The sequence below is a fragment of the Sporosarcina sp. Marseille-Q4063 genome, assembly GCF_018309085.1.
In the GTDB taxonomy this organism is placed as follows: Bacteria; Bacillota; Bacilli; order Bacillales_A; family Planococcaceae; genus Sporosarcina.
The window spans coordinates 480,966-494,515 of record NZ_CP070502.1; the positions used below are offsets into that span (position 1 = coordinate 480,966).

Genomic DNA, 13,550 nt, shown 5'->3' on the forward strand with positions numbered 1-13,550 from the left:
TCGATAAAAGTAATCTATTATTTTTTGAGTAATAGTTGCAGGGCTTTTTTCATGTAGCCTTCTGTATCTAGTTCTTCTTTTTCGAGTGCAGGTTTCACTTTGTTTAATTCGCGTTGTGAATAGCCTAATGCCTCAAGCGCTAAGATCGCTTCGTCGAGCGCACCGTTTTCAGCCATTGTCAGAAGCGAATGTTCTTCGTCTTCGTAATCAATTTCAGTGAATAAATCATGCAATTTCCCTTTTAAATCAAGAATCATTTGGCGAGCAGTTTTCTTGCCGACGCCCGGAAACTGAACGAGAAATGTTTCGTCTTCGCGTTCGATGGCACCGATGACTTGAGATGGAATGCCGCTCGCTAGAATTGCAAGCGCTCCTTTTGGTCCGATGCCTGAAACCGTAATAAGTTTTTTAAATAGTTCGCGTTGTTCGAGCGATTTAAAGCCGAGCAACAGCTGGACATCTTGGCGCACATGCAAATAAGTAAACACTTGCTGAATTTCATCTGTCATATGAAATGAATACGGATTTGGTGTCATGATCAACCAACCTACTCCGTTTTGGTCAAGTGTTATGTATTCGGGCGTGACACGCGTGACATGTCCTTTTATGTAATCATACAAGCAAATATCCCCCTTAAATTAGCTATCTACGATTATACCATACGAACGCACTTTCTACAGCGGTTTATGGTGTGGAGAGTTAATTATTGAGAGTTTTAATTTAATAAAACATACTGATGATTATTTCAACATATGTATATTTGTTAGAAATCGTTGATTTCCGTTTCGGGCAGCGCTTTCCTGCGGGCGAGCGCGAAGAGCGGAAAGATACTGTTCATCTTTCCCTGCCGCTTCGTCGCTTCGCTCCTGTAGGGTCTCGGCTGTCTTGCTTATTCCGTGGGAGTCGCTGCCCTACACTACAATCAACTACAGATTACATTATATATGGATAGTCACTAGGGATGACTGAATATAGATTGGATAAAATATATAAATCCATCCAAAGAATAAAGGATGGATAGTTATAATATAGATTTTCGGAACCATATCATCACACTGTCAGGATAAATGAACCTCAACTGCATCCTTTACCCAGTCATCAATCAGCGATTCGCAGAAGGCTTTGTTATCTGCTTCATTTACAACAATGTTGTTCTTGAATTCCAGTACCGCCAAAAGTTCAGCTGAGTTAGGATGTGTTATCTTTACAACCCGTATATCGAAAACTTCTTTGACAAATCTAATCCCATCTTTTCCAAGTTTGAACTCAATGATTTTACCGTCGTCACTGATGTTAACACGATCCCCAAGCATTTCTATTTCTTTCGTCAAACTCAAATTCAAATCTTGAAAATATGTCTGAATTTCTGTCCATACAATATTTATTTCCTCGGCTGCATCCGTGCTGCTCCTATAATGGTTACTTATTTTATTCGCCAGTTCATGCTTGTAGCTCATCATCATCCACCCCCTATCATAAAGAACACTTTTCTTATAAACCTCTTATTCAACAAGCTGTGTTGGAAGCCCTTTATGGTTTTAATTTATTGTGCATCGGATACACTTGATTTTATGTGTTCTTGGGCGGGAGGAAAGTCCTGTTTTGCGGATATGTGTCAATAATGTGCGGATATAAAGTGGTTTTTGTCGGAAATGCCTTATGAATGAGCGGAAATATGGCTTGAATTGTCGGAAATAACGTCCTAACGCGCGGATATCCTTCAAAAAACAAAAATCCACCCCAAAATATCAAGGGTGGATTTAAAAAAGTATTATTCTTCACTTGCATTATGATAAACATCTTCCAAAATCCAAACATAGAATAACCACATCCTTTGTTAGATAATTCTATTCTGTCATATAATAATTCACGGATTCATCTTACAGTAATCCTAAATAAAAACACCCGATTTTTCAGATGTTTTTAATCTAGTATAAAATTGTTCCCGGTACTTTCTAAAAACCTCTTTTAATAATTCATCTACAGTATCCACGTACAAATAACCTCAAAGTGATTTATTTTCTGACTAATCTCCGTATATGACGCTCTGATAAACTCATATGTCGTACTATCCAAGAGTAACCTTTGCCTTCTAAAATCCAATGAAGATCCTCTGCTTCACGAACATCTTTTATTACGTGAATGCATTCTGAATTAGTTTTACTTTGTTTTCGTACCCTTTAATTTTCTTGTAACGCTTGCTACGCCTTATCACTTCCAGATAGACTGGATTGCAGTGTAATGAACTAGCGCCTTACGTATTTCGTTTATATATTTTTAAATTCCTTATATAAAGAACTCAATCCACTTTCATCTATGGGTTATTTTCATACTAGAAATCTATTGTTAGGTTCTATATATTGTTTTAATGGTTGCATCTTTTTTATGCGTTGCATCCTTTGACCATTGCTCACGACTTCGACAACTCTTCAAAGTACCTTCTTTTACATCATGTTTGTCTGCTAACGCTTTGAAAGTTATTTTTGTTGTTTCCATTCTTCACGAATCTTGTTCCAGTTTGGCACATCACATCACCACCTCCGTAATCTTTAGATATAGAAAAAACGCCTCAAATTTGAGGCGTCTCTGAATTCCGCTTTTTCATATGTAGATCTAATACTATTATGTGTAAATTCTCATTTAGTTCTTTTCCGACTTCATCAAAAATCTCTAATACTCGTTCGTCCGATAAAAAACTACCATTTATAGTTTCTTCTTTTACTCGTCTCCATTCCGCTTTGAGTATAACGTTTTGATAAAAAACTAGTACTTGTAATATCTGATTGAATTGCTTTACCTCTACATTTCCTTGTATTATTTTGCTTCTACTTTTATTCATTGTAGAAATGACTCGTTCTGAATATGCTTCATTACCATTCAAGAATAACTCTATTGTAAAAATCGTTTTTAGAGTTTTTCCAGCTAACTCCATAGCCGAATCAAAAACTTCATCTACACTATCCCAGTCCCCTTTAACTCTTGAAATATGGAGTTTCTGTAAATCAGAATTAAATTCAACGAAATTTTTTCTCACATCATTAATCCAAATCACTCTCTGAGAAGCTATATTTTCAACCACTCTTTGCTTTTCGTGTGTAGACGCACTTAATTCTCCCAATTTTTCCGACACTTTATCTGATTTGTTTGAGCTTTTCTTTGAAAAATAAACAGTGATGCTCGATGCCAATAAAGAAATAATCGCAACAATAATAGCAACCCAATTCGATGCATCCATCCTACTGTCGCTTAGTACCTTCACCATTTCTTCCTCCATTTAAAATTACCTCCCCCTCGGACACCATTCGCCAAAGAAGGTGGAAATCCTCTATCATTCTTTCATTCTATCTAAAAATTCCCTGCCGCAACAGTTAACCAAAATCCGATACTTATAATAAACCATGTAGTGAGATATGATTTATGATAAAAATTGATTACAAAGTCCTTACCTCCTATAATGAAATTATCGAGAAGGCGGTGAAAATATGGAAATCAATATTATTCCCAAATTTATTGATGAAGCTGCTAGCGCTCCTGCACGGGCGGTAGGAAATACACTTTCGGAATTATGGGGCTTAACAATAGGTAACCACATATCATTATGGACACAAAAACAAGGTATCAAACAAGAAATAAACCTTCAAAAGTTTAGAGAGAAAATTGAAGAAAAGACGCTAGCGATTCCTGAAGAAAATTTAGTGGAACCACAGCTTCATATAATTGGTCCCGCTATAGAAGCTTCAAAGTATTATATCGAATACGAAGAACTCCGAGAAATGTTCGCTAACTTAATAGCGTCATCAATCGATAATCGAGAGTCCCAACTTACGCACCCATCATTTGTAGAAATCATTAAACAGTTATCACCATTAGATGCAGGTAATTTAAGTATTTTTAAAAAGCAATCATCACTTCCAATAACAAATTATAGGTTAAGCTACGCTGATAATAGAGGAGGTGTCGATTTGAAAGTCAATGTTTTTTTAGCCAACCCGACTCAAAAGGATATTGATCTACAAGCAACATCGATATCAAATCTAAGTCGACTCGGTTTAGTCTCGTTAGACTATTCAGCAAGTTTAATTAAAGAGGATATTTATTATGAATTTGAGAACACTTCATTTTATTTATCCTATAAACAATTCCTTGAATCAGAGGATGCCAAAAAAAAACTTGGTATTGAAAACTACTCGAGTATTACACTCGGAAAAGGGATAGCTCAGCTTACTCCTCTAGGGAACGACTTTGTTAAGATTATCTTAAGCTGACTTTCCAATATCGAGATTCCTCCATCATTTATTTGATGGTGGAATCTACTTAAAGAAAATATATCGGGAAGTTCCTCGCACAACAAAACCTTTTAACTCTTCGACCTGCCTTCCAGTTTACACCACTTGTTTTTCTCCCGTCAAAATAGCGTTAATTTGGCTACTTTGGCTAATCTGTCCTATAATGTCGTTTCGTTGATTTCTTACATAATACTTTGACCTCGCCAAGTGTAACGCAATATGTCTGTATGTCATTTCATCGAGCAAGCAATCGTAAATTATCTTTTGCCGTTCATCTTTGAGTACATCGAGTGCTTTCTCCAATGCGTAAACGTGTCTCTCATATTTTTCGAGTCGATCCAATTGATTTTTTTCCCGAATATCCAGTGCTTCCAGTTCTGCATAGCTTTTCCCTCTGCTCACTTTAGGCATAACTGATTCAATTCCATATTGAGCGACGCCCCAAGACCGAATAGGTGCAGACCCACCCCAAATGATTCCTTGCAATCTATCTATCTCATTTTTCATCCAATTATAATCTCTGATAAGTTGTGCATTTTTTTCCATTTGCGCGCCCACTCCTTTATCGTCTGCGGATTGCTCGATGATGTAGGTATCCCGATAATCGCCCTTCAAATCTGCCTTATCCTTATCTGATAATTTTTCTTCATCTCTTGGTTTTCCCCGTGGGTTTACTTTACTCAACCTCACTTCATCCTTCTGTCCCTTGAAAAAAGCCTTCTCAATCAACTCACTTTGCAACGTTCTCACTTCCTCACTCTTTTTGAAATACAAAAAAAGGACAATAAATGCCACAGCACAATGCTGTATTCATCGTTGTCCTCTAGTTGGCCAGGGGGACTATATAAAGTCTATTTCTAAACCTTCAACTTCAACCACTTTTTTATTTTCTGGATCATATTTCACTAAACATTTTATATAAAAAGAACCTAAATTACTACCTGATTGCAGAAACTCTTCATCCCCAGTCATTTTTTCATAAGCTGGATTCCTATATTCAACAGAGTATTCTATTTCTGCAATAAATCTAATAGGCAAATAAAAAAAATCTTCGGTTTCTAACACCTGACTTGAGTCAGTTATTTCAATGTCATAAATCCCAAATGCGGTATAATCTGTTCCCCAACCCTCGAAAAATTCGTAACTAAAATCATTATTAGAAAAGAAGTCGTACATCTCGCCTTCGAATACGGGACTATAGAAATAATTATCTCTTAAATCTTGACTAATTGTTGAAAGAACTTCCTCTTCTTCATTAAAATCAAAGTGATGAATCTTTAGGTGATTAATTTCAATTAAGAAGTCGCTTATTCCATTTATATATTTTATTCTGTTATTTAGGCTATCAAAATGCTCGTGTAGAACATATGCCTTTTCCCCATTTCGGGGAGCGAAATCTTTATGGTTATTTGAAATAAAATAAATCTTTTCATCCTGATTATTAATAGCATATTCATACACCGTTTCCCATATCAGGGCATCTTTGAATTCGCTTTTATTATCTCGAAAAGGCATTTTTTGATGATAAAACCTGTTAAAAACATTGGATGCCGCTTTTTCAGTAGGTGACTTAATATAAAATAACGCTTTTATCTCTTGCTCATAATTTTTTATTATTTTTGTTTTTAATTCTTTAATATTTGTATCAAAATCCAATTCAGTTAATTTCAGAATTTCATTTTTAAAACTACTATATTTCGTTAATGATTTATTCAACTCCCTTTTAAAGTTACTAATAATCTCATAATAGTTCATTTCAGTTAATATTAACTTGAACTTTTCATCATTATTTAGTTCTTCATGAGCTCGGAAAAAATCCACGAAGCTAATTCCCTGCATTTTATAATCACTCATAATAATATTTGAATCCAGAAATACTCCGATAGTCAAAATTCCTCCCCCTCCCCTCCGCATCCCTTTAATCTTACCTTGATGCGTTACAATCCTATATCCCCGTGTTCTGGCAGTTCTCTTACTTTCGCTTTCCCCACAGAAATAATTACCAAACAGTCAGTGCATTGGTAGTTTCATTATACCAAGTTTTAGGAATAGTTCATCTTTACTTATAAAATATCTTTATTCACCAGGACCCATCTTAGAATGGTGGCATACTCAACCTCCTTAATTTTGGAAATAAAAAAAGAACGCCCTATGTGGACGTTCTCGTATGTATTTAAATTTTAATACATATCTATTTCGTGCGTATCTATATCAATCATTTCTTTCCTTACACCTAGCACCACTGCTAAATGTTCTCTCAAATCGCCAGGGTCTACTAAACTCCCCTCTAGATTCGATTTCTTAATAGATCTTTCGATTCTTTCCTTTTCCACATTATCATCAAGATTGACGGTAATCGTATCAATTTGAAAATAATCTTCTGCATAGGAATGATCCACTATAACTTCTATCATTCTATCCCCTCCCTTTCCTCACCATTCGACAAGAGATTAGAAAATCCTTTAATTAAAAAGAACGCCCGAGTGGATGTTCCTCTTATATAGATATCACTTATAATTTTTCCTTATCCAAACTAAAGACCAACTAAGTTCTCCGTTATTCACATAGTTTTCAACTTCAATTTCTCTAATACCGTATTCATTGATTTTTATTTTTGGGTTCAAATTATTACCTGTTTGCCCCCATGTCGCGCGTTCTGGCTCAACAACTATCAGCATTAAAGTCTGGGGATCTAATTCTTCTATACCATTAAGGTCTGGGCTTAGGTATAACTTATTCTTTTCATCCGGCATATCCTTACCCCGAGCGGAGTAGATTGGGGGATTTCGGCTAAGTATATCCGCGACTTTTCTTTCAACCTCTATATCGACTTTTTGGTCAACGATTGTTTTAATCATGAAATATGCAGCAACTAAAATCACAGTTGTTGCAATAGCAATAATAATAGCTAACTGATTCATTGTCTGGCTCATTATGTGCCTGGAATAATCATCAATTAACTTCACCATATCTAATAAATTGTCATATTTAAATTCTAATTCGTCTAATCTTTTATTATTAATCTAAAACACTCCTTTCGATCTGATGACTTCATGATACGACACCAAAGGAGAAACTTCCTTCTAAAATTTACTAAACAAAAAGAACGCCCTCAATTGGACGTCCTCAAAACTATGTTTCCTTCTACTTTTTCTTACGATTCGATTCACTTCTTTTATCTTTTCTGTTCCCGGTGCTATCCATGATATAATTTCCCGTCATAATTAGAATTGAAATTATAATTAGTCCGCTCAAACAAAAATATCCCCTTTGAACCATCGGAAAATCAAAATAAGATAAGAAAAAACTAAAAATACTTATCATTAAAATAACTAATATTTCCATAATCAGTCTATTCTTTAAAGTATTTTCAGTTCGAAGCGCTATTGCCAAAGTTCCTATCCCAATAGCAACAGTTACATTTAATTGCGCTAGACCTTGTAAACTATTTTTTAATTCCTCAGTTGGTATCGCAAAAGATAAATAGATCACCGTTATTAAAGCAATTACTCCGAACAATCTCAATGCAATAGAACTTGATTTAGTGCTTTCAAGAAAACTTTCTACTTTCTTCACGAAAATCACCTCTTTATTAGGTATACGGACTAGTTAGCAGTAAGTTTCATTTTGTGATATTTATACTACTCTGAAAACACCGGTGAAAACAAAAAGAACGCCCTGGTTTGGAGCGTTCATCTGTATTCATTATTTAATTTTTGTATTTGTTCTTTTGTATTTTCTTCTAAAGCGACAGTTCCAATATTGACATATAGTGCTCTTTAAATTCAATTAGCTTTTCTTCTGATGGGTGATTATTTCCATTTGAATAAAAGTTCATATCAAACATTAAGTTTGATTTTTCATATTCGATTCTTAAACCTTCCCCATTACTTGTTGCGAATTTTAGTAAACTTGAAAAATATAAATCGTTTCAAATTAATCCTTGTCATAACAAATTCCCTTTTGATCAATATTAGCCCCAGCTTAAATTAAGTTTTTGTATTGAAATCCTTGATTTTCTATCTTGCCCAAGTAATAAGAAAAATTTTATCTTATAAAACAATTCGTTTAATCAAGTAGCATGCGATTAAAACGAGAAACTGGTATGACAATGATATTCAACTTGTCTGCTTCTTTTAGTAGGGCGTAATCTCCATTATCTGTATAAATCATGTAATCTACTTTTTTACCGCCAGGACTCTTTACAACTGATGCGCCCATGCCTTCTAGTAGCTCAATGATTCTACTTTGTATATTCAATTTTAGACAAGCTACATTAACCTTCTTGCCTTCAAATTCTACAAGTTTCTTGTATGGTGAGTTTTCAAACGGATTTGGTTTCACATTCTTCTTAATTTCCTCAACCTGTAGGGTTGCACTTACTTCGCTCTTTACATGTTCTATGGAAAGATCTTTGAATACAATATCAATGAACCAATCATCGTGATAAATTGGCACTTCAAGTTCAATCGCTCTGTTAATTTTACTTTGACCGACCTTCTCACCACAAATTAGGTAGTCAGTTTTCTTATTAACACTGTTACCTACTGACGCTCCACACGCAATCGCTATTTCTTGCATTAATACACGCGGGAATTGTGATACCCCTGTGAATACCATATGTTTTCCTTTAAAGACCGCTGATTCACCTTGTAACTTCATACCACGTTCAATGAATGATTTTGCTTTTGAGCCAAATTTTGACGGTAAAGGTTTAAAAAGTGGAATCCATGTGCTTAGTTGTGCCTTTTGGATTACCATATGTAAAGCTAATACATCGCTAAGTGCGGTATGAGCGTGTTCTTGCTCCACATCAAAGTAATTTGTCACAAAGCCCATTGAATAAGAAAATAGATGAGGATGGCGAATCTTTAAAGCACGTATAGAATCATACACGGGATAGTCCTCAGGTATCCAACCATAATGTACTAAGAATTTACGGTCGAATGACGCATTGTGTGCCACCAGCGGATAATTATATTTATCAACTAACTCTTTAAATAAACTAAGATATTTTTCATCGTGTTCTATAAAATCATACCCTGCGCCCATTCCTTCATATATTATCTCTTCGTCCTCCACTTTGCCAAGATGTAGCATTTCAACAATAGAACCATTTTCAACTACAACAGCTCCGACTTCCAGAATGCCATCTTCAACTTGAAAGCCACCTGTTTCAAGATCGACGAGAATCATTTTATCCATGGGTTCCACTCCCAAGTCAATATTTAGTGTATAGTCGTAGGTCTGAATCATATGTTTCGTTATTTCTACAATACTTCCAAATAACAATGACTGTTTTTCCGTCTTAAAGTTATAGTGGGTACTATATGTATCCTTACGTATTTCAAAAGCAAGCGTTGTTTTCTTTCGTTTTTCATTTAGATAGCTCGCTGTATCACGTAAAATCGGTAGGAATTGATAACGCGCTATTTCCTGTCCATTCTCTTGTAGCACAAAGATTGCTCCACTCTTAATGCTATGAAATTCAATATTCTCATACTTATAGCGACCCATTGAATACCAATTCTTAATACCATTAGTTTCATAGGAATAAAGTCGATCAGCATTTAAAAAACCTAATGTCATGACCGTATCACCCACTATATTAATGATACCGCTATTTAATTCATTGATTCTTGCTTGTAACATTGATACTCCCCCCCTTTTTTCTGTCTGGTACATATTTCGGAGTCTGATACTTTTGATTATTCTTTTTTCTATTATACCTTACCCATTACATAATGACCATACCAGTAACATTCTGCTGAACTTGATTGTATATAGTAATCAACATGATTAATTAACGTCAATATGAAGTGTAAAATCGCAAAAAAACCGAGCTTCAGATCGGTTTTCCAAATGATCGTATATTATTCAATATCCCGTTTACATAGCTTGACTTCCTGCCTAGTTTTTTCAAGTACATTTAATATGCTTTGATGTTCTGCGCGCTAACTTTTTCTAATTTTTCAATATTAAAATCTTCCTCAATGTAGCTGAAAAAGATAAATTGTTATTTTTGCATCAATTTTCTGTTCGATGTGAGTAATTTTGAAATTGAATATGGTGCAAATATTCTCTAAAATATCCTGTAGCAAAAAAAAAAGCATCTCCTTCCGAATTTGTTTTTCAACAAAAATCGAAGGAAATGCCTTATAGTAAACATCATAAGAGAAAAGTCTCGTTTTCAACATGTATATCGTAACAAACCTGAAAATTCATGTTAAAACTTGAACAATAAACTCTTACAACCCCTTGTATAACAGCGTTTATGACGAAATATTATTCTTCACTCGCATTATGATAAACATCTTGCACGTCGTCATCATCTTCGAGGATTTCTAACATTCTTTCGAATTCTTCTTCGCTGCCTTCTGGAATTGGTGTGTAGATCGACGGGATCATTTCGATTTCGGCTGAAATGAATTCAATGCCGTCTTCTTCCAGCTTTTCTTTCACTTCTAAAAAGTCGCCAGGTTCTGTAACGATTTCGAAACCGTCTTCGGTTGAGTCGATATCTTCAGCCCCTGCTTCTAGTGCTGCCATCATGATCATATCTTCGTCGGTTTCTTCCGTTCGTTCAATGAACAAACGTCCTTTGCGGTCGAACATATAAGCGACGGATCCGCTTGCGCCAAGATTTCCGCCATTTCTGGAAAATGCGTAACGGACATTTGGTGCTGTTCGGTTTCTGTTTTCAGTTAAACAATAGACGAGAACAGCAATGCCGCCTGGGCCGTATCCTTCATAAATGACTTCTTCGTAGTTTTCATCTGCTCCTGCACCGGTTGCTTTATCGAGCGCACGTTTCACAACATCGTTTGGAACGTTTGCACTTTTTGCTTTTTCAATCGCTAACCGCAAACCGGGGTTCATATCTGGATCTGCACCTGATTTCGCCGCCATATAAATTTCTCTAGATATCTTTTGAAATATTTTCCCGCGTTTCGCATCTTGTGCGCCTTTACGGTTTTTAATGTTATTCCACTTGGAATGTCCTGCCATGATGCAGCCCCCCTAATTTTTCATCCGTTCTACATTGTACCATAATTTCGGCCAATGTGAGAGTGCGGATTCTGTAAAAGGGATAAGATTTTTCACTTGTCTTTCTTGTGAACGCTCAGGCAGCGTGAAAAAATGCAGCCATTCTCGCAGCATCTCATTTGGATAAAGAAGTAATGATTTTGAACAATCATCTAAGTTTTGCAACGATGGCTGTTCGTTGACAAGAAATTCGATATCGTAATCGATTTGCGGAAGCACACGATGAATCCATAAGGCGATTTCAGTTCCAGGCGGTCCCGTGCATGTTAAATCGAAATCTATAAAGCGAATGATTCCATATTTGTCACGCAAAATATTATGGTGAACAACGTCGCCGTGAAGAAGGGTTTCAGCTTGCTCGGACTTCCCCGTTTTGCGTACAAGCCGAAGCGCATTCTTCGCGTAAAAAAGAATATCATCAAAATTACTTTTTCCGATGTACTTCTCGCACTCTTCCCGTATGTTTTGAAAACGATTTATCCGCTCCTCCCACTTGGTTTCCAATGGGTACGGATGCAAATAAGGTTCTCCTGGCCAATTAATGATCGAACTCGTATCGTGTAATGACATTAACGCTTCGAGGGAGTCGGTTCGATCTGCTCTTTTCTTGAAATTCACGGATCTGGCTCCCTCCAACCACGGTTGCATAAACGTTAATTGGTGTTCATTTGGTAACACAGGCACGATATGCGGAAATGAAATCGAACGCAATGTATCATGCACTGTTTTCACTTTTAAAGCGATAGCTGAAAAGTCATATTGCTTTACAGAATAAAATAGCCCATCTCGCTCAAGCTTCCAGACATTGCTATTTATTTGCTCTAACTTCCCATCTAGTTTCATAGCATCCTAATAGTTCCCTGGCCAATTTGTGTACGGATACGGCATCATCTGCTGGTGGTGGTGATGGTGATAAGGCATTGCCTGGATTGGCTGGTTACATGAGTTGCAATAGTTCATTTGCTGAACGGGGGCTACTGGATACATTTGCCCTTGCCCGCAACCGCATGGCGGCATTTGCGGATATGGTTGACCGCATCCACAATCGAAGTGACCACACCCGCAAGGTGAAGATGGATAAGCTGAATAGCCATCGAATTGTCCATATGCACCCATACCTAAAGGTGGAGGCATTGACGACATTCCCATAGGCATCATTGGTGACTCTTCCAAACAAAAATCTTCCTCAACGATGCTTTCAACTTTTTTCTCTGCTGCCACTTCCCCCATCGCCTCTGCATCCGCAATCATTTCTTCAAGTTCTCTCGTAGGCGATTCCTCGAAATGGATATTTGGCATTTTTTGAAATTTAATGTCTTCTTCAAACTGGATATTCGGTGACTCGATCATTTGCCATTCCTCACGCATTGGCATATTAGGTGCCACGGGCATATTTGGCGCAATAGGCATATTAGGCATCATAGGCATATTTGGTGCCACAGGCATATTAGGCATCATTGGTGAAGCTTCCATTTCCACTGGCAACTGCTGTGTCGGAAAAGGCATGGGTTGTTGCATTTGAGCCGGATGAATGAATGGATAACAATCCGCATCATAAATCGGCATCCAACCGCATGGGACTCCGAAAAACTGCGGCGGCATAGGTTGTTGCATTGGTTGCTGCATTTGATAAGGCATTTGTTGCATCGGTTGTTGCATTTGCGGAGGCATTTCCGGCATTGGTGGCATTGGCGGCATTTCCGGCATCTCTACTTCAATCGCTTTCGGCATTTTAGGCATCGCAGGCGCTTTTGGTACCTCAGGCATAGGAACTGGAGGCATTGGAGGCGCTTCTGGTAATTCCGCCAAATCGCCTAATCCGGGAACAGCTGGTGTTTCAGGTACAGGTCTTAATTGTACTGGCGGAGCTGGTTTTTTCTCTACTGGAACAGCTTGAATCGGTGCTTTCTCCATTTTCTTTTCAGCAGCTACAGCAGGCTTTTTCACCGCAATATTTTCCTTTGATTTCGCTGGCAAAGTGATCTTCATCCCCGGGACAATATAATCAGGATTGGCTAGATGCGCATTCACCCTTTTTAATTCATCAAAAGAAACGCCGAATTGTCTTGAAATTTTCCAAAGTGTGTCACCTTTTTGAACAACATGAACTTCCACTAAAAAACTTCCCCCTTCCATCAACTCATCGTATGAGCAGACACTCGCCTTTGTGACCCTATTTTAGGCAGCAGTCCCTTATTGTCATTTATATGCGAGCGG

Annotated in this window: 14 protein-coding genes; 1 reads left to right on the plus strand and 13 read right to left on the minus strand. The window is 36.9% G+C overall.

Going from position 1 to position 13,550, the window contains the following annotated elements; genetic code table 11:
* Positions 1 to 17 precede the first annotated feature (17 nt).
* The 4 genes from ruvA to JSQ81_RS02475 form a co-directional block, all read right to left on the minus strand.
* Positions 18 to 620 (minus strand): Holliday junction branch migration protein RuvA, encoded by a 603-nt coding sequence (ruvA, locus tag JSQ81_RS02460; protein ID WP_212606159.1) that lies wholly within the window; start codon positions 618 to 620, stop codon positions 18 to 20.
* 438 nt (positions 621 to 1,058) lie between these two features.
* Complete coding sequence (locus JSQ81_RS02465; protein WP_212606160.1) at positions 1,059 to 1,457, minus strand: hypothetical protein; 399 nt, start codon at positions 1,455 to 1,457, stop codon at positions 1,059 to 1,061.
* Between the two features lie 889 nt (positions 1,458 to 2,346).
* Positions 2,347 to 2,496 (minus strand): hypothetical protein, encoded by a 150-nt coding sequence (locus JSQ81_RS02470; protein WP_212606161.1) that lies wholly within the window; start codon positions 2,494 to 2,496, stop codon positions 2,347 to 2,349.
* 73 nt (positions 2,497 to 2,569) lie between these two features.
* Positions 2,570 to 3,274: a hypothetical protein gene (locus JSQ81_RS02475; protein WP_212606162.1), complete on the minus strand. Its 705-nt coding sequence runs from the start codon at positions 3,272 to 3,274 to the stop codon at positions 2,570 to 2,572.
* A gap of 208 nt (positions 3,275 to 3,482) precedes the next feature.
* On the opposite strand from JSQ81_RS02475, the gene JSQ81_RS02480 reads away from it, so the two are divergent.
* Positions 3,483 to 4,265: a DUF4393 domain-containing protein gene (locus tag JSQ81_RS02480; protein ID WP_212606163.1), complete on the plus strand. Its 783-nt coding sequence runs from the start codon at positions 3,483 to 3,485 to the stop codon at positions 4,263 to 4,265.
* 117 nt (positions 4,266 to 4,382) lie between these two features.
* Here the strand turns inward: JSQ81_RS02480 and JSQ81_RS02485 are convergent, their stop codons facing one another.
* The 9 genes from JSQ81_RS02485 to safA all read right to left on the minus strand — a co-directional run bounded on the left by JSQ81_RS02485 (position 4,383) and on the right by safA (position 13,448).
* Entirely contained in the window at positions 4,383 to 4,970 is a 588-nt protein-coding gene (locus JSQ81_RS02485; RefSeq protein ID WP_212606164.1) for a sigma-70 family RNA polymerase sigma factor, read from the minus strand.
* Between the two features lie 156 nt (positions 4,971 to 5,126).
* A complete protein-coding gene (locus tag JSQ81_RS02490; RefSeq protein WP_212606165.1) occupies positions 5,127 to 6,176 on the minus strand; it encodes a PIN domain-containing protein in 1,050 nt (349 codons plus the stop codon).
* Positions 6,177 to 6,466: 290 nt separating this feature from the next.
* Positions 6,467 to 6,700 (minus strand): hypothetical protein, encoded by a 234-nt coding sequence (locus JSQ81_RS02495; RefSeq protein ID WP_212606166.1) that lies wholly within the window; start codon positions 6,698 to 6,700, stop codon positions 6,467 to 6,469.
* A gap of 93 nt (positions 6,701 to 6,793) precedes the next feature.
* Positions 6,794 to 7,207 (minus strand): hypothetical protein, encoded by a 414-nt coding sequence (locus JSQ81_RS02500; RefSeq protein WP_212606167.1) that lies wholly within the window; start codon positions 7,205 to 7,207, stop codon positions 6,794 to 6,796.
* Positions 7,208 to 7,430: 223 nt separating this feature from the next.
* Complete coding sequence (locus JSQ81_RS02505) at positions 7,431 to 7,862, minus strand: hypothetical protein (RefSeq protein WP_212606168.1); 432 nt, start codon at positions 7,860 to 7,862, stop codon at positions 7,431 to 7,433.
* 492 nt (positions 7,863 to 8,354) lie between these two features.
* Positions 8,355 to 9,938, minus strand: a complete 1,584-nt coding sequence (locus JSQ81_RS02510; protein WP_212606169.1) for a BRCT domain-containing protein — start codon at positions 9,936 to 9,938, stop codon at positions 8,355 to 8,357.
* Between the two features lie 633 nt (positions 9,939 to 10,571).
* Positions 10,572 to 11,294 (minus strand): YebC/PmpR family DNA-binding transcriptional regulator, encoded by a 723-nt coding sequence (locus JSQ81_RS02515; protein ID WP_212606170.1) that lies wholly within the window; start codon positions 11,292 to 11,294, stop codon positions 10,572 to 10,574.
* Positions 11,295 to 11,306: 12 nt separating this feature from the next.
* On the minus strand, positions 11,307 to 12,176 hold the full coding sequence (locus tag JSQ81_RS02520; protein ID WP_212606171.1) for an aminoglycoside phosphotransferase family protein: 870 nt from the start codon (positions 12,174 to 12,176) through the stop codon (positions 11,307 to 11,309).
* Between the two features lie 6 nt (positions 12,177 to 12,182).
* A complete protein-coding gene (safA, locus tag JSQ81_RS02525; protein ID WP_212606172.1) occupies positions 12,183 to 13,448 on the minus strand; it encodes a SafA/ExsA family spore coat assembly protein in 1,266 nt (421 codons plus the stop codon).
* Positions 13,449 to 13,550 lie beyond the last annotated feature (102 nt).

Excerpts from the sequence above, each read along its gene's own strand:
- JSQ81_RS02465 (WP_212606160.1), bottom strand. The coding sequence starts at position 1,457 with ATGAGCTACAAGCATGAACTGGCGAATAAAATAAGTAACCATTATAGG.
- JSQ81_RS02475 (WP_212606162.1), bottom strand. The coding sequence starts at position 3,274 with ATGGAGGAAGAAATGGTGAAGGTACTAAGCGACAGTAGGATGGATGCA.
- JSQ81_RS02510 (WP_212606169.1), bottom strand. The coding sequence starts at position 9,938 with ATGTTACAAGCAAGAATCAATGAATTAAATAGCGGTATCATTAATATA.
- JSQ81_RS02520 (WP_212606171.1), bottom strand. The coding sequence starts at position 12,176 with ATGAAACTAGATGGGAAGTTAGAGCAAATAAATAGCAATGTCTGGAAG.
- JSQ81_RS02470 (WP_212606161.1), bottom strand. The coding sequence starts at position 2,496 with ATGGAAACAACAAAAATAACTTTCAAAGCGTTAGCAGACAAACATGAT.
- JSQ81_RS02495 (WP_212606166.1), bottom strand. The coding sequence starts at position 6,700 with ATGATAGAAGTTATAGTGGATCATTCCTATGCAGAAGATTATTTTCAA.
- JSQ81_RS02500 (WP_212606167.1), bottom strand. The coding sequence starts at position 7,207 with ATGAATCAGTTAGCTATTATTATTGCTATTGCAACAACTGTGATTTTA.
- JSQ81_RS02480 (WP_212606163.1), top strand. The coding sequence starts at position 3,483 with ATGGAAATCAATATTATTCCCAAATTTATTGATGAAGCTGCTAGCGCT.
- JSQ81_RS02515 (WP_212606170.1), bottom strand. The coding sequence starts at position 11,294 with ATGGCAGGACATTCCAAGTGGAATAACATTAAAAACCGTAAAGGCGCA.